We start from the raw sequence: 17,842 nt of genomic DNA on the forward strand, positions 1-17,842 counted from the left end.
TGCATTTTGTACATTTTAAATTTTAATGCGAATCCTTTTACTCGCTTTTTGTTAAAGGTCAGCCAATTTTGGTATGATCAAATTAGATTGATATGGGAATAAAGCTTTGAGCGATCTCTTCAAAAATGCCGTTTTGTGGCTGGTTATTCTAGGCGTGCTGATTCTTATATTCAGTAACGTAAGTGACCGCGATAAGCCTTCAGCATTAAATTATTCAGAATTTGTTGCGGCGGTGAATGCTGGACAAATTAAACAAGTCATCATTGATGGTGAAAGAATAACTGGCGAAAAAACAAATGGTTCTCCTTTTGAGAGTATTCGTCCAGCAATTCAAGATCCTGAATTGATGCCAAATCTCATCAAAAATAATGTTGTTGTTGAAGGTACTGCACCGCAACGTCAAGGTTTGATGATGCAGCTTCTTATTGCGAGCTTCCCAGTTCTATTGATTATCCTATTGTTCATGTTCTTTATGCGGAATATGGGTGGTGGTGCAGGCGGTAAAAATGGTCCGATGAGCTTCGGTAAATCCAAAGCAAAAATGCTTTCAGAAGACCAAATCAAGATTACATTTGCTGATGTCGCTGGTGCGGATGAGGCAAAACAAGAAGTTGTAGAAGTTGTCGATTTCCTGAAAGATCCAACAAAATTCAAACGTTTGGGTGCAAGCATCCCACGTGGTGTTTTGATGGTTGGTCCTCCGGGTACAGGTAAGACTTTGCTTGCTAAAGCAATTGCTGGCGAAGCGAAAGTACCGTTCTTTAGTATTTCAGGTTCTGACTTTGTTGAAATGTTCGTGGGTGTGGGCGCATCTCGTGTACGTGACATGTTCGAACAAGCCAAACGCCATGCACCATGTATCATCTTTATTGATGAGATTGATGCGGTAGGTCGTCACCGTGGTTCAGGTACAGGTGGTGGTAATGATGAACGTGAGCAAACATTAAACCAAATGCTGGTTGAGATGGATGGTTTTGAAGGCAATGAAGGTATTATCGTTATTGCTGCGACGAACCGTGCTGACGTACTGGATAAAGCGTTACTACGCCCAGGTCGTTTTGACCGTCAAGTGATGGTGGGTCTGCCAGACATTAAAGGTCGTGAGCAAATTCTAAATGTACATTTGAAAAAATTGCCTTCTGTAACGGGTGTGGATGTTCAAGTATTGGCACGCGGTACCCCTGGTTTCTCTGGTGCACAATTAGCGAATCTTGTAAATGAAGCAGCTTTATTTGCTGCACGTCGTAACAAGAACACGGTCGATATGCATGACTTTGAAGATGCTAAAGATAAGCTCTTTATGGGTCCTGAACGTAAGTCGATGGTGCTTCGTGAAGAAGAGCGTCGTGCGACGGCTTATCATGAGGCTGGGCATGCAATCGTAGCGGAAATGCTGCCTGAGACTGATCCAGTCCATAAAGTGACAATCATGCCACGTGGTTGGGCTTTGGGTGTGACTTGGCAGTTGCCTGAGCAAGATGCGATTAGCCATTACAAGCATAAAATGTTGAATGAACTTTCAATTTTGTTTGGTGGTCGTATTGCTGAAGAGATTTTCATCAATCAAATGTCTACGGGTGCTTCGAACGACTTTGAACGTGCAACTAAAATGGCACGTGCAATGGTAACGAAGTACGGTATGTCTGACAAAATGGGTGTGATGGTTTACGAAGATGATTCACAGCAATCATTTATGGGGAATATAGGAAGTCGTACGATTTCTGAAGCAACTCAGCTTGAGATTGATCGTGAAATCCGTCGTATTCTCGATGAGCAATATAAGGTAGCACGTGATATTTTAGAAAATAATCAAGATATCGCACATGCTATGGTCAAAGCATTGATGGAATGGGAAACGATTGACCGTGACCAGATTCGTGACATTATGGAAGGACGTGAGCCACAGCCACCTAAGGTGTATGTTGCAGAAAATCCTGTGCTTGATGTGACACCTGAAGATGGTCCAGCTACTCCACCACCATTGCCTTCACTCCCTAAAGTTTAACTTAAGACGTTTTTTTTTTTGATCTAAAAACCACCTGCGGGTGGTTTTTTATTGGCTTATAAATGCTGAGGTATGTGGTTCAAAATCTACATTTATGAGAACAAGTTATTGGTAGAATATTGACATATGTACGAAAGGGATCATGCATGCAACTAATGCCTTTACCAAAGAAAATTTGGCAGTTTGGAAACAAGAGTCTGGATTTATCCCAAGCTCATGTGATGGGTATTTTAAATGTAACCCCAGATTCTTTTAGTGATGGGGGTAAGCACAATCATCTAGATGATGCTGTTGCTCATGCTCTAACGATGATTGCTGATGGTGCAACTGTTATCGATATTGGTGGTGAATCGACACGTCCAGGTGCGAGTCCAGTTAAAGTGCAAGAAGAAATTCAACGTGTTGTGCCCGTGGTTAGAGCGCTATCGGAACATAATATTATTTTATCGATAGATACTTCTGAGCCACGCGTTATTCGTGAGGCAGTCAAAGCGGGTGCTCATATTTGGAATGATGTGAGAGCATTGACGCGTCCAGGAGCATTGAAAACGGCAGTAGAGCTCGATATTCCCGTTATTATTATGCACATGCGTGGTGAGCCTACAACCATGAATGATTTGGCTCATTATGACGATGTTGTGGTAGAGGTGATGAATGAATTACAGCAAAGAGTTGATGATGCACTTGAAGCTGGTGTTAGAGCTCAAAATATTATGATCGATCCAGGTTTTGGTTTTGCTAAAAATGCACAGCAAAATTTAAAATTATTGAGTGAGCTATATAAGCTTAATTATTTGGGTTATCCGATGCTTTCTGCATTATCACGAAAAAGATTTATTGGAGAGGTCTTGGGTGGTGTTGAGCCTGAAGCTCGTGCTGTGGGTTCGGTGATGGGGCATATGCTCAGTATTCAGCAGGGTGCGTGTATGGTGCGGGTGCATGATGTGAAAGCAACTCGTGATGCAATAAAAATGTGGCAAGCGCTTACATCGGTATAATAAAAAATAAAATATCACCATGGTTCGCTATGAGCTATGGTGATGCTGTATCAATATAGATCTTATAGAGGCTACTTTGATATTTTCTATGAAATGATTTATAAATCAAACATAACAAATAACGATATTTAAACTTTTCAATCTTAATAATTAAATCAAGTTTCTGTATGAAAAAAATAAATCATAACATTTAGCTTTTAAACTTTCCGATGGCAACTTTGGCTGTAAATTAGATGTGCTCGCTCGCCATTAAGTCAGAGTAAAAATGCTTAAAATGACCAAATGCAAATAGAAGTTTTATCGATCCTCATGATCGCAGTCCATACTTCTGTACTTCTTGTATAAGCGTCTAGGTCACCAGACAAAATGAATACATCACGTCCGGCATTAGCTTTTAGCCAGAGCATCCATTTATAAGTTTGGGCAGTTCGGCGTCAATCTAGAGTGCTCATCCTGAAGATCGCCTTGTACTGGATCAAAATACTGAAAAATATCAAAAAACTGAAATTAATCCTATTAATGCATCGTATGGACGACAATTAAAGGCTGGTCAATATGATGGCTTAATGAGTTGGAATAACATTATTTAACTGGCTGAAAATGACAAAAAATGCTTCTTTTGCGATGAAGCAAGCGTTTGTAGATTCAATAAAGATTGCAAAAAAATTAACTAGTGAAAATCGAAAAAATCTTATCTTTCTGTATTTATTAAATTAAATGAATAGCTTAGTTGTACTCTAAAATTTGAGCCGATAATTGGAAACCATAAAGATTAGGTGAATTGTCGTGTTTATGTTATATAGACACGGTTTTTGTTATTGCTAAAACTTGAGCTTTAATATGTTTAACGATTTACTTCTTCCTATGTTTGATGATGAATATTATCCCGATATTCTTGTGGCTGAAATTAAACAGCTGATTGAACAGTTTGCTAAGAAATTGACAAAAGTAAATTCTGAATCAGAGATTTACATTTTGGCGGGTAAAACGGTTTCAGAGATCAATGAGATGAAGCCTCAGTTTGAAGATCTTGACTCATCGCTAGATGACACTGCGGCGGATTATATCGCAGAAGCAATGATGATGGTGGTGCAAGATGAAGGTTATCTTGAAATCGAAATTGAAGAATTGGTATCAAATAGAGAGTGGTAATTCACTCTCTATTTTTTTTGTGGGAATAATTTTTTAAGCTCTTCAAAAAGTTCAGGGTTCTCTTCTAATTGTTCTAAGAAATCATCTAAATGACAAGTTTGATCATTAAAAATTTCATAAAGATCTTTGACTTTTAAATGGTGTTCACCATTTACCTCATGGTAAACAGCAAAAGTATTGATCCAAAATTTACTATTACTTGCTAAGAGTTTATCAATTTTTTTCTGATGTTCTGGATTGCTAAATTCCAGCACATAATTATCCCCACCAGAAGTGCACCGCTTTAATATATAGCGATTTGAAATACGTTGAATTGTGCCGGGAAATAAGTCACCAATTTCTTCAGTGGCTTCGATTGCTTGATTGATAGCAGCCTGAGACTGAGGATTGATTGCGTAGGTATTTAAAGAAAAGGTTGAGAAAAATAGTGAGGTGCTACAAATGAGAGCTTTAATTTTTATCATTATTATTAATCGTCATAAATGAGCTAATAGCATACTCAAAATTTAGGTATAAAAAAACCAGCTAAAAGCTGGAAGTTTTATTGCACCACTTTAAGAAGTATTAAAATGGTGCCCGAGGCCAGACTCGAACTGGCACGCTTTGTGGGCGGGGGATTTTAAATCCCCTGTGTCTACCGATTTCACCACTCGGGCATGTGCGCAATAATAGAGGACGAAATATCACTTGGCAAGTCTAAAAGTGATTATTTGTTTTATTTTCAAGCAATTCAATCGTGTGTGTTTAAAAATTAGATCAGATTGATGGTGTTAATGCTGAGACTACGGTTTGAGATGATATTTATAGAATTTCATCTAGGTATTTGTCTATGTCGATATGTTTGTGAGTCATACAGAGTTTGTTTTCATAATTCATCAGTTGTGTATGTAAATCTGCAATCTGAATTTTTTTATGTTGTAGCTGTTTAAAGCGCTCTGATTTTTTGTTGGTAAAAAATAATTGAATATATAATTTTACCGACTGCTTATAACTCCAATAGCAGGCACGACGAATTTCTTGAAGATAGTAATATTGTTCATTGGTGGTTTTTTCTCGGTACATATTTTCTTTGTAAAATTTGATAAAACCGAAACTCATTGCAAAGAAGAATAATATCCCTTGTAAGAACCAGCTTTCAATAAATGCAAAATTCAAAGCCTGTATTAGGATGAGTGCTGTGAGTTTGATGGGAGTGTTTTTAAGCTGAGCATATAGGGAAACACTACTGTGTTTCATTTGCTTCAGCACGATAGGGGAAACCAACATGAAAAATAACATGATGATTAACGATGCGATAGCACTGGCTTGGAACCCTTCGTACTTGGGTTGAACGGATTTAATAAATTCAGAAAAAACATAAGACACAGGCACAAAAATCATGAGTGCTAAACCGAAGGGAATCAGTTCTTTTAGTTCATCTAAGATGCCTTTGGTTTTGATTTGACCATAAAGCAGAAAGTTTCTTTTAAATGCAGAGGGGTAGAGTTCTTGCAGTTGTTTCAGATAGTGCGCGGTTTGTTTATTGCTGATCATTCAGATAGAGGCATTCAATACGTAGATCTAATATATATGAATTGTGAAGTTTATTGTTTGTTGAATTGAGTTAATTCAAAAGCATCAATTCAATTTTTTTAATTTAAGTGTAAATTTTAGGCATAAAAAAACCAGCTAAAAGCTGGAAATTTTATTGCACCATTTTAAGAAGTATTAAAATGGTGCCCGAGGCCAGACTCGAACTGGCACGCTTTGTGGGCGGGGGATTTTAAATCCCCTGTGTCTACCGATTTCACCACTCGGGCATTTTAACAAGATGGAGGCGGAGGTCGGAATCGAACCGGCGTACACGGAGTTGCAGTCCGCTGCATGACCACTCTGCCACCCCGCCATGTCTTGTTGATGCGTATATTAGCAAGCCCTGAAAAAAAAACAATAGCATCGCTATGCTGTATGTGCAGAAATTCAGCATATAGCGAAAAATAAATAAAATTATCATGTATTATGTGCAAAATTGATTCATATCAACACTTGGAGATGTGCCGTGGCATTAGTTTTAGATGGTCGTGCATTGGCGAAGCAAATTGAAGCTGACTTGTTAACTCGCGTAGAAGCGCTAAAAGAGAAATCAGGTCGTACCCCGATTCTTGCGACTATTTTAGTCGGTGAGGATGGCGCATCTGCAACTTATGTACGTATGAAAGGAAATGCTTGCCGCCGTGTCGGTATGGACTCTTTAAAGGTTGAACTTTCAGCTGAGACAACAACAGAACAGTTGCTTGCAGAAATTGAAAAATTGAATGCAAATCCAGATGTTCACGGAATTTTACTTCAACATCCAGTACCTGCTCAGATTGATGAGCGTGCATGCTTTGATGCAATCTCACTTGCAAAAGACGTAGATGGTGTCACTTGCTTGGGTTATGGCCGTATGGCAATGGGTGAGGCTGCATATGGTTCTGCAACACCTGCAGGTATCATGACGATTTTAAAAGAAAACAACATCCAAATCGCAGGTAAACATGCTGTTGTTGTTGGGCGTTCAGCAATTTTGGGTAAACCCATGGCAGCAATGCTGCTTGAAGCCAACGCAACAGTGACCATTTGTCATTCACGTACGCAAGACTTGGCTAGCTTTGTGAAGCAAGCGGATATTATTGTCGGTGCTGTAGGTAAAGCAGAACTCATTCAAAAAGAGTGGATCAAGCCAGGTGCAGTGGTTGTAGATGCAGGTTTCCATCCACGTGATGGCGGTGGTGTAGGTGATATTCAATTGGTGGGTATTGAAGAGGTTGCTTCTGCATATACACCTGTTCCGGGTGGTGTGGGCCCAATGACGATTACGACCTTGATTCGCCAAACGGTTGAGGCTGCTGAAAAAGCTTTGGGTTAAGAAATAGGCCTTTTCCTAACCCTCTCTTGCGCTTCGATTTAAAAGCGGTGCTTTAAATCTCGCTCAGGAGAGGGGGGAACTTCATTATGAAATTAATGGATACTCCTTCTCCCTTTGGGATGAGGAGCATGCTCCGCAAGGGGATGAGGGGAGATCTAACTAGATTTAGACCTCTCCCTAACCCTCTCCTAAAAGGAGAGGGGATTTTTTAAATTAGAACGAATAAAAACTTAATGAGCTGTACTTTTCAATTCCCTAAAGCCCCTGAGCATCTGCTTCAAGCATTGCATGATGTGATTCCACATTGTGAACTCGAAGCACAGCAATTACCTGAAACGCCGATATCACTGTGGTTGATTCCGCCTATATTTCCAACGGATAAGTTGGATGATGAAGTTATTCGCCGTATTTGGAATGATACGCCCTATTGGATCTTCTGCTGGGCATCAGGCTTAGCTATGGCAAAGTGGTTGCTAGCTGAACCACACCATGTTAAAGATAAAGTGGTTTTGGATTTTGGTGCAGGATCGGGTGTCGTTGCAATCGCAGCAAAAATGGCAGGAGCAAAGCGTGTGGTCTGTTGTGATATTGATCAAGTGAGTTTAGATGCTTGTCGTGCCAATGCTGAGTTGAATGACATCGAATTAGAGTATTTGGATGATCTCTATAAGGCTGAACAAGTCGATATTTTGCTTGCAGCAGATGTGCTCTATGACCAATGTAACCGTTTTTTCTTAGATGAATTTTTAAAATTTGCACCAGAAGTGTGGGTGGCTGATAGTCGTGTAAAGAACTTTAGTCATCCAAAATATGAAAAGTTGGATGAGCGCAGTGCAACCACTTGGCCAGATTTGGATGAGTCACCTGAATTTCGTAATGTGAGCTTTTATAAGACGCTATAAATAGCGTTTTTTTTATTTTATTGATAATATACTTGAGCTTAGAATACTATTTTACAGAACTATAAACCAAATAAAGAATCTATAACAATGAATAAACCATATATAGAAGAGTATGCAGATTATCAAAAAATTAAAAAAAATTTGATTAAAGATTTTGAGGATCAACAGTTTGATTCGCTTAATCAGCTCTATATGAATATGTATCAGATAAGTAAAACTGCAAAAGTCTTGCATGATTTACCTATTGAAGAGCAATTTTTTTTCTGGTGCCGACCTTATCATTTTTACGAGCTTAAACATTGGCGTTATCCTCAAGTCTGTTCGCATTTGGTGAAATGGCATCAATCCGCTCCAAGTCTATTCAGTGCATATCTACTCGGTCAATTTTGGGAAAATGTTGCCACCAAAGCTCGTGGTGGTGCGTACAGTGTTTTTGTCTCACAGCAGTCATGGGACAATGCTGAGATTGCTAAAGATATGGCCTTTTATTGGTATTTGAAAGCGATAGAAATAGATCATCGTTGCCTTTGGTTACTCGATGATGTCATGTCGCTTACTGGCTATCTTAAACTGCCATATTGGTTTGGAAGTGGTGAGATCAATTTTAGTGAATTGGATTACTATTCTGGGGCAAGCATTGAGTATTTGCAGCAATATGGTGGTTTTTTACCTCAATCATTGAAAATGCCACAAATTCTACCTGTACCTACCGAACAGGAGATGGATTATCCGATTGATTATTGGTTCAATCGTATTTTAGCGTTCGACGCTGAATTTATTCCTGCCTTTGAAACGTATGTGCATTATCTCTATCCAAGGTGGTCTGGCCAAGATCATGAAAATATTGATCAATTTCTGCAAATTCCAATCTGTCAGGCATTGCCAACACAGAAATTTAATCGTTTGTTGGTAAAAAAATATTCAGACTGGCTGATTTCTGATTATCCAGAGCTTGATGATGTTGAGCAAATAAATCGATATGAAAAAAAGTTTGAGGAATTGTTACAGCTTGATCTGCCCAATCATATCAAAGCAGATTTTTTGTGCGAATTTATCGATTTTACGGATTACTATGTCACTGATATTGACTATGAATTACACAGTGACAGTCATCTTTACGCGCAAAAGTTGTATCGATTGATTGAGCAATTAATTGAACAATACAGTAGCGATTTCTTTTGGCTTGCAAATTGGCATGACAAAGTGGTTGCAGCGCTGTGCTGGACAATGTTGAAATTTCCAGGACTGATTTCGGATACTGCTGATCTTCGACTGAAACTTCTTCAGCTGTGTTTTGCTCATCAAGACAGTGCATTTATCTACGTACTTGTTACATCCGCATCTCATGCAGGTATTTGGGGAGTTAAAGCCGGAGAGTTCACATTTGATCCCCATACGTGCATGGCTTTGGAAGATAAGGAAAGCAAATATGGCGTAACAGATGCGTTGCGCTATATTGCAATGGCGGGTGCAAAAGATACTGTGCTGCATTTCATGCATGGATTGGCTGAAGCAGGCCATGTGAGCAGCATGTATGCATTAAGTCAGCTTTATGATGGGGAAGGCTTAGGTCAAGAAGCATGTTTAATCGATGTAAGAGATTCAGTTCAAGCGCAGAATTGGTTTAAGCAAGCACTTGATACAAATCATCCAAAAGCACTTTATGAGGCAGGAGATCAGATCTACCAGAAGTTAGATTTTGAAAATGATCCCAATAAAGATGAAGTTAATCAAGCTTTGCAACACTTTAAAAAAGCGCTTGATTTAAAAGTTTTTGATGCGCACCAAGCCTACTTTCATCTCATACAAAAGACAGGGACTCATCAACAGCGTGAGGACTTGCTTATCAAAATTATGCCTGATCAGATGCATGACACTCGTCATGATGCTGAATCGTTGGCATGGATTGCTCAACTTTATGGTATTTGTAGTTATAACGGGCATGGATTAAAAGAAAATCGTTATTTGGCATTATATTGGATAAATCAAGCGCTTAGGTTAGATTCAGAAGATGAATATTATATTCTATTGCAAAATGATTGGAGTAAACCTACAGGGTGGTTGTTTGCGAAATCTAAATTTAAATCAAGACTCGAAGCTGAGCAAAATCAAATTCCAGAGTGGATGTTGCCCATTATGAATAAATTTGAACGACTAGCAGATGCTACTGATCGACATTAGAGTTGTGAAGTAAATGTTAAGACGCTATAAATAGCGTCTTTTTTATGCATATTTAAAATTAATTAAGAACAAGTATAACGTACGACATGAAGACTGCTTGGGCGTGATTCTAAAGCTTGACGCGTCGCCATGTCTTCAGTGCTGTTATAGCCTTGGGTATTCGATAAACCAAAAGATGTTCTTGACTGCCCAAGTTGAACACCTTGTTGATCTTTCTGAGCAAAATTAGGATTAGCAATCTCATTTACGCTTAAGACATTTAATTTATATTGTTGCGTGGTGTTTAAGGTTTTTTGACATGCGCGTTGCAGCTTATTTTCGTCAAGGTCACGGTTAGCACGTCCTGCTAGCGTGTATGCTATGGTTGCTGTTGTTGCAGTCTGATCTTCGATTTGAAAGCCTGTAACACCGTTATATTGACGGGGCGTTTGGCAAGCGGTTAGAGTGACTAATGTGAGTCCTAAACCAATCACTGTAGTTAGTTTTTTCATTGAATGACGATCCATGCATGGGGGATTTATTTAAGTATGCCACAGCTGTGTGCGAATAAATGAACATGAAAAATAAAGTTTAAGAAATAAACAGTGATTGTATAAATATTTTTTTATAGACGATAAAAAAGGCCGCTTATGCGACCTTTCTTATTTTAACTTAAAAATTAAGCAGATTTTTTAACAGCTTCTAAAAGTTCGTTTTGACGAGCTTTTAATGCAGCTGGAAGGCGATCGCCTAATTTGTCGAATAACTCAGTATGGCTTTCAAGCTCTTTGATCCATTGATCTTTATCTTGAGAAGTCACAAGGTCAAATTGTTCTTTAGTGAAATCAGAACCCGTCCAGTTTAGTTGTTCATATGTCGGAACTAAACCAATTGGTGTTTCAACTGCAGATGCACGACCTTCACAACGATCAATGATCCACTCTAAAACACGCATGTTTTGACCGAAACCAGGCCATACAAAATTACCTTCAGCATCACGACGGAACCAGTTTACGTTGTAAATACCAGGAAGTTTGTTGCCAGCAGCTTCGGCTTTAGCCGCAACTTTTTCACCCATTTCTAACCAATGAGAGAAGTAGTCAGCCATGTTGTAGCCAGCAAATGGAAGCATCGCAAATGGATCACGACGTACAACACCTTGTTGACCCACAGCAGCAGCGGTGGTTTCAGAACCCATAGTTGCAGCTTTGTAAACACCGTCAACCCAATCAAATGCTTCTGAAATTAAAGGCACTGTGTCTGCACGACGACCACCGAAGATAAACGCAGAAATTGGAACACCTGCTGGATTTTCCCAGTCAGCATCAATAGAAGGACATTGACCTGCAGCAACTGTAAAGCGAGCATTTGGATGCGCAGCTTTTTCTTCGCCAGTGTGTGGTTGACCTTTCCAGTTAGTCAGGTTAGCAGGCGCTTCTTTAGTCAGACCTTCCCACCAGATTTCACCGTTGTCAGTCACTGCAACGTTTGTATAGATAACATCTTTAGTTAATGTAGCCATACAGTTCGGGTTGGTCTTGGTATTTGTACCAGGCGCTACACCGAAGAAACCAGCTTCAGGATTGATGGCATATAAGCGACCATCTTCACCTGGTTTAATCCAAGCAATATCGTCACCTACAGTTTCAATTTTCCAACCTTCATAACCTGCTGGCGGAATCAACATGGCGAAGTTTGTTTTACCGCATGCAGATGGGAATGCAGCTGCGATGTAGTGTTTTTCGCCTTGTGGATTCGTTACACCAAGGATGAGCATGTGTTCAGCTAACCAACCTTGTTGACGACCCATAGAAGATGCAATACGTAAAGCCAAGCATTTTTTACCTAACAATGCATTACCGCCGTAACCTGAACCGAAAGACCAGATTTCACGCGTTTCTGGATAATGCACGATCCATTTTTCAGGGTTGCACGGCCATGCAACGTCTTTTTCACCGGTCGCAAGTGGAGCGCCTACAGTGTGTACGCAAGGTACATATTCACCATCAGTACCCAGAACGTCATAAACAGCTTTACCCATGCGCGCCATTTTAGACATGCTAACAGCAACATAAGGAGAGTCAGTCAGTTCAATACCGATATGTGCAATATGAGAACCTAAAGGACCCATAGAGAAAGGAACAACGTACAAAGTACGACCTTTCATACAACCATCAAATAAACCGTTAAGACGAGCACGCATTTCAGCTGGAGCTTCCCAGTTGTTTGTCGCGCCGGCATCTTCTTGTTTTTCTGAACAAATATAAGTACGACCTTCAACACGAGCAACGTCAGAAGGATCAGAATTCGCCAAATAAGAACCAGGATGTTTTTCTTGGTTAAGTTCTTGCATTGTGCCGTTAGCGATCATCAAGTCGATATAACGTTGATATTCTTCAGGGCTACCGTCACACCATTCAATTTTTGCTGGCTTAGTTAATTGTGCAATCTCTTCCACCCATGCAATAAGCTTAGGGTGACGAACGAATTCTGGTGCGTTCACTTGGGTCATGGCGAGGCCTATATCAAATGTGTACAATGTTGCGTACAAATAATAATCCAAATACTGTGATACAGGATCTGGATTTCAGTATAAAAAAAGTGGCTGTATTAAAGCATATTTTGTTAAAAAAAATAAGACCAAAGGCTAAAAAGCTTTTTAATACGTCAATAATATTAAGTTATTGATTTATAAATAAATATTGTTTTTTTAAAGCAGGAATTTGCTAAATCAATAAAAGCAATGTTTAGTATTTATATTATAAATAATATTATTTATTAATGGCTTAATATTAAAAAAATATTTTTAATATTCATTGGAATATTGAATGGTTGTTATCCGAAATTTACATAAATGTGCTTTTAAATAGATAGGAATTAGTCGAAATTAGATTAAATAATTCAAGTTATTCAGGTATATGCAACAGTCTCTTAGACCACTTTCCATGATCTACAATGAAAAATCAGGATTTCATTCAGCTAAAAATGATGAAGTTTATGAGCAGCTTATGACCTATTGGTCAGACCATGGGTTTGAAATACAAGTTTTTGATATTGCTTCAGAAAAAGATATTTCAATATTGATGAATAAAGTTAAACAGCGACACCAATCTAAGAATAATCAAGGGGTGATTGTTGCAGCGGGTGGAGACGGAACGTTAAACGCTGTTGCCTCACAACTGATACATCAAGAGATTCCTATGGGTATTATTCCTCTTGGAACCTTTAATTATGTGGCACGTGTATTGGATATTCCAGTAGATGTTATGGCAGCTGCAGAAGTCATCGCTCAAGGGCAAATAAGAAAAATTCATGTTGCAAAAATCAATCAACATATTTATCTCAATAATGCGAGTTTAGGGCTTTACCCTTTATTTATTGAAAAGCGCGAATTGTATAATCGAAAGTTTGGGCGTTTTCCTTTACATGCCTATACCTCAGGGTTGGATGTGCTGATTCGTGACCGTAAAGAACTGAAGCTGGAAATAGAGGTGGATCAAAAACGCTATCCAGTCAAAACGCCTCTTTTGTTCTTTGGTAATAATCAACTTCAATTGGCTGATATGAATCTTAAAATTTCGAAGTGTGCTGAATTAGGTAAGGTTGCAGGAGTGATTTTAGCCAAGACGGATAAGTTCACTTTGTTTAAAACCTTATTTCAATTGATTCGTGGTCAGCTTGATAAAGCCGCTGATGTTTATAGCTTTAGTGGAGAAGAAGTTCGGGTGTATTCAAAGAAATCAGAGCTCACAGTTGCGATTGATGGTGAAATTGTCAAAATTAAAACACCTTTAAAATGTAGCGTGGATAAACATGCCTTAAATGTCATGGTCGTCAACAATCAGGTTACATAATGATTCTGCATTTATCTGATTTGCACTTCGGAACTGAAAAGATCGAATGTGTAAATGCGATTCGAAAGTTTTGTGAATTGAATTCTCCAGAAGCGGTTATCGTCAGTGGTGATTTAACTCAGCGCGCTCGTTTTAATCAGTTTTATGCATGTAAACAATTTTTAGAAAGTCTGAATCTTCCTTATTTAGTCATTCCGGGCAATCACGATATACCGCTATATCATTTATGGAATCGTTTTTTTAATCCATTTAGTCGTTATCAATGGTTTTTCGGTAAGATGGAAACGGTTCTAGAAACCGAGCACTTTTTTGTTGTTGGGGTGAATAGTATTCGCCGACGATATCATACCAAAGGGCATATCTCACTTGAACAAATTCAATATGTTGATCAAATTTTAAAAAATGCGCCTGCACATAAATCGAAATTGGTTGTGGCGCATCAACCTTTTTATTCTCCACCCGATGATCCGCATGGGATTAAAGATTGTCCAATATTGGGCAAAACAGCCCTGCAAATGTGGGGGCGATCAGGGTTAAATGGACTTCTGCATGGACATTTGCATCAGTCTGCAGTTTATGATTTGAATTTGATTTATCAATTGCAATCGGATCATCCTGTCTTAGAAATACATGCAGGTACGGCAACTTCACATCGTTTGCATCAAGGTTTGCCGAATAGCTTTAATGTGGTTGAAAATAATATGGATATCACACCCTATTATTTTTCTGAGCAGTTACAAGAATTTGTCATTGATCAAACCAAGCAGGGTTTAATCGTAAAAGCTTAAGATTTGTATAAAAAAAACACAAAAAAATCACTTTTTTTTCATTTTCCCCTTGAAGCGTTTTTTTCCATCCCCACAACAGAGTCATTGAAAATATTTTTTCGATGATGACTCATGGAACAATATTTATAGAACCATAAAGTCGTCATCTCATCATATAGACTGAGTCTGTTGGAGTTTTACAATGAGCAATATCCGTCCATTACATGATCGTGTTGTTATTCGCCGTGTTGAAGAAGAAACTAAAACAGCTGGCGGTATTTTACTTCCAGGTTCTGCTGCTGAAAAACCAGCTCAAGGTGAAATCATTGCAGTAGGTAATGGTCAAGTGACTGACAATGGCACAGTACGTCCATTAGATGTAAAAGTTGGCGATAAAGTCTTGTTTGGTACATATGCAGGAACAACTGTAAAAGTACAAGGTGAAGAGCTTCTTATTATGAAAGAGTCTGACATTTTGGCGGTTTTAGGAGCTTAATTCTAAACAAGCCACAGCACTTTTTCTTTGCAATGTCATTTTTAAAATTTAAAAAATATATGGAGTTTTAACATGTCAGCTAAAGACGTAAAATTTGGTGATTCAGCGCGTTCAAAAATGATCGCGGGTGTAAATGTACTTGCAGATGCAGTAAAAGTAACGTTAGGTCCTAAAGGTCGTAACGTGGTTATTGACCGTTCTTTCGGTGCACCGCACATCACTAAAGATGGTGTTACTGTTGCTAAAGAAATTGTACTTAAAGATAAGTTCGAAAACATGGGCGCACAATTGGTTCGTGAAGTATCTTCAAAAACCAATGATATCGCGGGTGATGGTACAACAACTGCAACTGTATTGGCTCAAGCAATTTTAAACGAAGGGATCAAATCTGTAACTGCAGGTATGAATCCAATGGATTTAAAACGTGGTATTGATTTAGCTGTACGTGCAGTTGTTGAAAATATTAAAGCAACCGCTAAACCAGCATCTGACACCAAAGCAATTGAACAAGTGGGTTCGATCTCTGCTAACTCTGACACAACTGTGGGTAAACTTATTGCTCAAGCGATGGAACGTGTGGGTAAAGAAGGCGTGATCACTGTTGAAGAAGGTTCAGGCTTTGAAGATTCACTTGACGTTGTTGAAGGTATGCAGTTTGACCGTGGTTATATCAGCCCGTACTTTGCAAACAAGCCTGAAACTTTAACAGCTGAACTTGAAAATCCGTTCATTCTTCTTGTTGATAAAAAAATCAGCAATATCCGTGAATTGATTACTGTATTAGAAGCTGTTGCTAAAACGGGTAAACCACTTCTTATTATCGCTGAAGATGTTGAAGGCGAAGCGTTGGCTACACTTGTAGTGAACAATATGCGCGGTATTATCAAAGTATGTGCGGTTAAAGCACCTGGTTTCGGTGATCGTCGTAAAGCAATGCTTCAAGATATCGCAATCTTGACAGGTGCAGTTGTGATTTCTGAAGAAGTGGGTATGTCTTTAGAAAAAGCAGACATTCAAGATCTAGGTACAGCACATAAAGTCACTGTTTCTAAAGAAAACACTGTGATTGTTGATGGTGCGGGTAATGCTACTCAAATCGCTGATCGTGTTCAACAAATCCGTGCGCAAATTGAAGAATCTACTTCAGAGTACGATAAAGAGAAACTTCAAGAACGTGTTGCTAAATTAGCAGGCGGTGTTGCTGTGATCAAAATTGGCGCAGCTACTGAAGTTGAAATGAAAGAGAAGAAAGACCGTGTTGATGATGCTCTGCATGCGACACGTGCTGCAGTTGAAGAAGGTGTTGTAGCAGGTGGTGGTGTTGCTCTAGTCCGTGCTGCTTCTGCATTGGATGGTCTTGTGGGTGCGAATGATGATCAAAATGTAGGTATCAACATCCTACGTCGTGCGATCGAATCTCCACTTCGTCAAATCGTAGCCAATGCTGGGGATGAGCCATCTGTAGTGATCAATGCTGTGAAGAATGGTGAAGGTAACTATGGTTATAACGCTGCAACTGGCGAATATGGCGATATGTTAGAAATGGGTATCCTTGATCCAGCGAAAGTAACGCGTTCTGCACTTGAACACGCTGCTTCGGTTGCTGCTTTAATGCTGACAACTGAATGCATGATTACCGATATTCCAGAAGACAAACCTGCAATGCCTGATATGGGTGGCATGGGTGGTATGGGCGGTATGATGTAATCATTCCTCAGATCATAAAAAATCCCCGCTAAGTGCGGGGGTTTTTACAATCAAAAGTTGATATTTAAGAAAAATAAAAATTAGACTAAAGTTTAATGTTTTTAATAAAAAATATGTAATTTCATTGATTTAATTTTATTTTTGGGTCAAATTTAACATTAAAGTGTAGTTTTTTATTGAGATTTTGTATAAGAATAGTTTATGATCATATCAACCATAAATTTAATATCTTAAAAAATGTCAAATCAATTACAACTTGAAGATCAATTACTCAATAATAACGATCTAGTTCAAATCTCTAAAAATGAATTGAGATCACTTTATCGTAGAATTATTGAGTGCGAAAAAATCATCGAAGAATATAAAAACAAAGAAGATATAACACGGCCAAATAATCAGAAACAAAATATTATCGAGTAAATTCATCAATTAATGAATACAAAATCTTTTGTTGATCATTACTTAGTGCCTGAATTTTTGTGATGAGTTCAAGATCTTTGGGCGAAACAGCGCTGATATGGGAGTGAATGTTAAGTTCACTTTCCTCACCAAAACGTAACCATTGACTAGAAACATTAAGCCAAATAGCCAAGATTAACAATTTATCTTGGTTAGGAATAGCCTTGCCTAATAACCAATTATTAGCGGACTGGACACTGATCGGTTGACCATCATAACGATCATTAAAAGCATTGCTCAAGTAAGTTGGGCTAATAGGATGATGATTATCCAAAAGTGTTTGTTGAAGTCTTTTGGAAAAACTTAACTTTTCTAACTGATTGCTCATTTTGGTACATAAATTCAAAGATATGAATAGTTTAAACAAAATTATCATAATTGATATCTTATTTTTGTTTTCATATCGTGATTTGTAAATTCAATATATAGAATATATTTTTAAATTTTTAATAATA

15 protein-coding genes and 3 tRNA genes are annotated in these 17,842 nt (G+C 38.5%); 10 read left to right on the forward strand and 8 right to left on the reverse strand.

The window, feature by feature from the left end; all coding sequences use genetic code 11:
- Window positions 1-106: 106 nt before the first annotated feature.
- The 3 genes from ftsH to AC5YCE_RS05150 all read left to right on the forward strand — a co-directional run bounded on the left by ftsH (window position 107) and on the right by AC5YCE_RS05150 (window position 4,155).
- Window positions 107-2,005, forward strand: a complete 1,899-nt coding sequence (ftsH, locus tag AC5YCE_RS05140) for an ATP-dependent zinc metalloprotease FtsH (protein WP_496127014.1) — start codon at window positions 107-109, stop codon at window positions 2,003-2,005.
- A gap of 146 nt (window positions 2,006-2,151) precedes the next feature.
- The gene (folP, locus tag AC5YCE_RS05145) at window positions 2,152-3,003 is read left to right on the forward strand and encodes a dihydropteroate synthase (protein WP_496171298.1); all 852 of its coding nucleotides are present in this window, start codon (window positions 2,152-2,154) and stop codon (window positions 3,001-3,003) included.
- Window positions 3,004-3,843: 840 nt separating this feature from the next.
- On the forward strand, window positions 3,844-4,155 hold the full coding sequence (locus tag AC5YCE_RS05150; RefSeq protein ID WP_496171299.1) for a DUF5713 family protein: 312 nt from the start codon (window positions 3,844-3,846) through the stop codon (window positions 4,153-4,155).
- A gap of 8 nt (window positions 4,156-4,163) precedes the next feature.
- Here the strand turns inward: AC5YCE_RS05150 and AC5YCE_RS05155 are convergent, their stop codons facing one another.
- The 5 genes from AC5YCE_RS05155 to AC5YCE_RS05175 all read right to left on the reverse strand — a co-directional run bounded on the left by AC5YCE_RS05155 (window position 4,164) and on the right by AC5YCE_RS05175 (window position 6,040).
- On the reverse strand, window positions 4,164-4,619 hold the full coding sequence (locus AC5YCE_RS05155; protein WP_496171300.1) for a hypothetical protein: 456 nt from the start codon (window positions 4,617-4,619) through the stop codon (window positions 4,164-4,166).
- Between the two features lie 106 nt (window positions 4,620-4,725).
- Window positions 4,726-4,811: transfer RNA gene (locus tag AC5YCE_RS05160), tRNA-Leu, on the reverse strand.
- Window positions 4,812-4,956: 145 nt separating this feature from the next.
- On the reverse strand, window positions 4,957-5,688 hold the full coding sequence (locus tag AC5YCE_RS05165) for a hypothetical protein (protein ID WP_496171301.1): 732 nt from the start codon (window positions 5,686-5,688) through the stop codon (window positions 4,957-4,959).
- Between the two features lie 180 nt (window positions 5,689-5,868).
- Window positions 5,869-5,954 (reverse strand) — tRNA-Leu (locus AC5YCE_RS05170).
- A gap of 12 nt (window positions 5,955-5,966) precedes the next feature.
- Window positions 5,967-6,040 (reverse strand) — tRNA-Cys (locus AC5YCE_RS05175).
- Between the two features lie 153 nt (window positions 6,041-6,193).
- Between AC5YCE_RS05175 and folD the strand changes: the two genes are divergently transcribed.
- The 3 genes from folD (at window position 6,194) to AC5YCE_RS05190 (ending at window position 10,125) form a co-directional block, all read left to right on the forward strand.
- Complete coding sequence (folD, locus tag AC5YCE_RS05180) at window positions 6,194-7,042, forward strand: bifunctional methylenetetrahydrofolate dehydrogenase/methenyltetrahydrofolate cyclohydrolase FolD (RefSeq protein ID WP_496171302.1); 849 nt, start codon at window positions 6,194-6,196, stop codon at window positions 7,040-7,042.
- 233 nt (window positions 7,043-7,275) lie between these two features.
- Entirely contained in the window at window positions 7,276-7,944 is a 669-nt protein-coding gene (locus tag AC5YCE_RS05185) for a class I SAM-dependent methyltransferase (protein ID WP_496171303.1), read from the forward strand.
- Between the two features lie 87 nt (window positions 7,945-8,031).
- On the forward strand, window positions 8,032-10,125 hold the full coding sequence (locus AC5YCE_RS05190) for a DUF4034 domain-containing protein (protein ID WP_496171304.1): 2,094 nt from the start codon (window positions 8,032-8,034) through the stop codon (window positions 10,123-10,125).
- A gap of 62 nt (window positions 10,126-10,187) precedes the next feature.
- On the opposite strand, the gene AC5YCE_RS05195 is transcribed toward AC5YCE_RS05190, so the two are convergent.
- Window positions 10,188-10,616, reverse strand: coding sequence for a hypothetical protein (locus AC5YCE_RS05195; protein ID WP_496125061.1), 429 nt, complete (start codon window positions 10,614-10,616; stop codon window positions 10,188-10,190).
- Window positions 10,617-10,783: 167 nt separating this feature from the next.
- Window positions 10,784-12,616: a phosphoenolpyruvate carboxykinase (GTP) gene (locus AC5YCE_RS05200; RefSeq protein ID WP_496125060.1), complete on the reverse strand. Its 1,833-nt coding sequence runs from the start codon at window positions 12,614-12,616 to the stop codon at window positions 10,784-10,786.
- Between the two features lie 406 nt (window positions 12,617-13,022).
- Between AC5YCE_RS05200 and AC5YCE_RS05205 the strand changes: the two genes are divergently transcribed.
- The 4 genes from AC5YCE_RS05205 (at window position 13,023) to groL (ending at window position 16,928) form a co-directional block, all read left to right on the forward strand.
- On the forward strand, window positions 13,023-13,958 hold the full coding sequence (locus tag AC5YCE_RS05205) for a diacylglycerol/lipid kinase family protein (RefSeq protein WP_496125059.1): 936 nt from the start codon (window positions 13,023-13,025) through the stop codon (window positions 13,956-13,958).
- Window positions 13,958-14,746, forward strand: coding sequence for a metallophosphoesterase family protein (locus AC5YCE_RS05210; protein WP_496171305.1), 789 nt, complete (start codon window positions 13,958-13,960; stop codon window positions 14,744-14,746). Before AC5YCE_RS05205 ends, AC5YCE_RS05210 begins: the two co-directional genes overlap by 1 nt.
- A 181-nt stretch (window positions 14,747-14,927) precedes the next feature.
- On the forward strand, window positions 14,928-15,221 hold the full coding sequence (groES, locus tag AC5YCE_RS05215; RefSeq protein ID WP_496171306.1) for a co-chaperone GroES: 294 nt from the start codon (window positions 14,928-14,930) through the stop codon (window positions 15,219-15,221).
- Between the two features lie 72 nt (window positions 15,222-15,293).
- Entirely contained in the window at window positions 15,294-16,928 is a 1,635-nt protein-coding gene (gene groL / locus AC5YCE_RS05220) for a chaperonin GroEL (RefSeq protein ID WP_496125056.1), read from the forward strand.
- A gap of 409 nt (window positions 16,929-17,337) precedes the next feature.
- Here groL and AC5YCE_RS05225 read toward each other — a convergent pair whose 3' ends face one another.
- Window positions 17,338-17,715 carry a hypothetical protein gene (locus AC5YCE_RS05225; protein ID WP_496125055.1) on the reverse strand — a complete coding sequence of 126 codons (378 nt, stop codon included), beginning with the start codon at window positions 17,713-17,715 and terminating at the stop codon, window positions 17,338-17,340.
- Window positions 17,716-17,842: the final 127 nt, after the last annotated feature.

This window comes from Acinetobacter sp. CY79 (genome assembly GCF_059515845.1).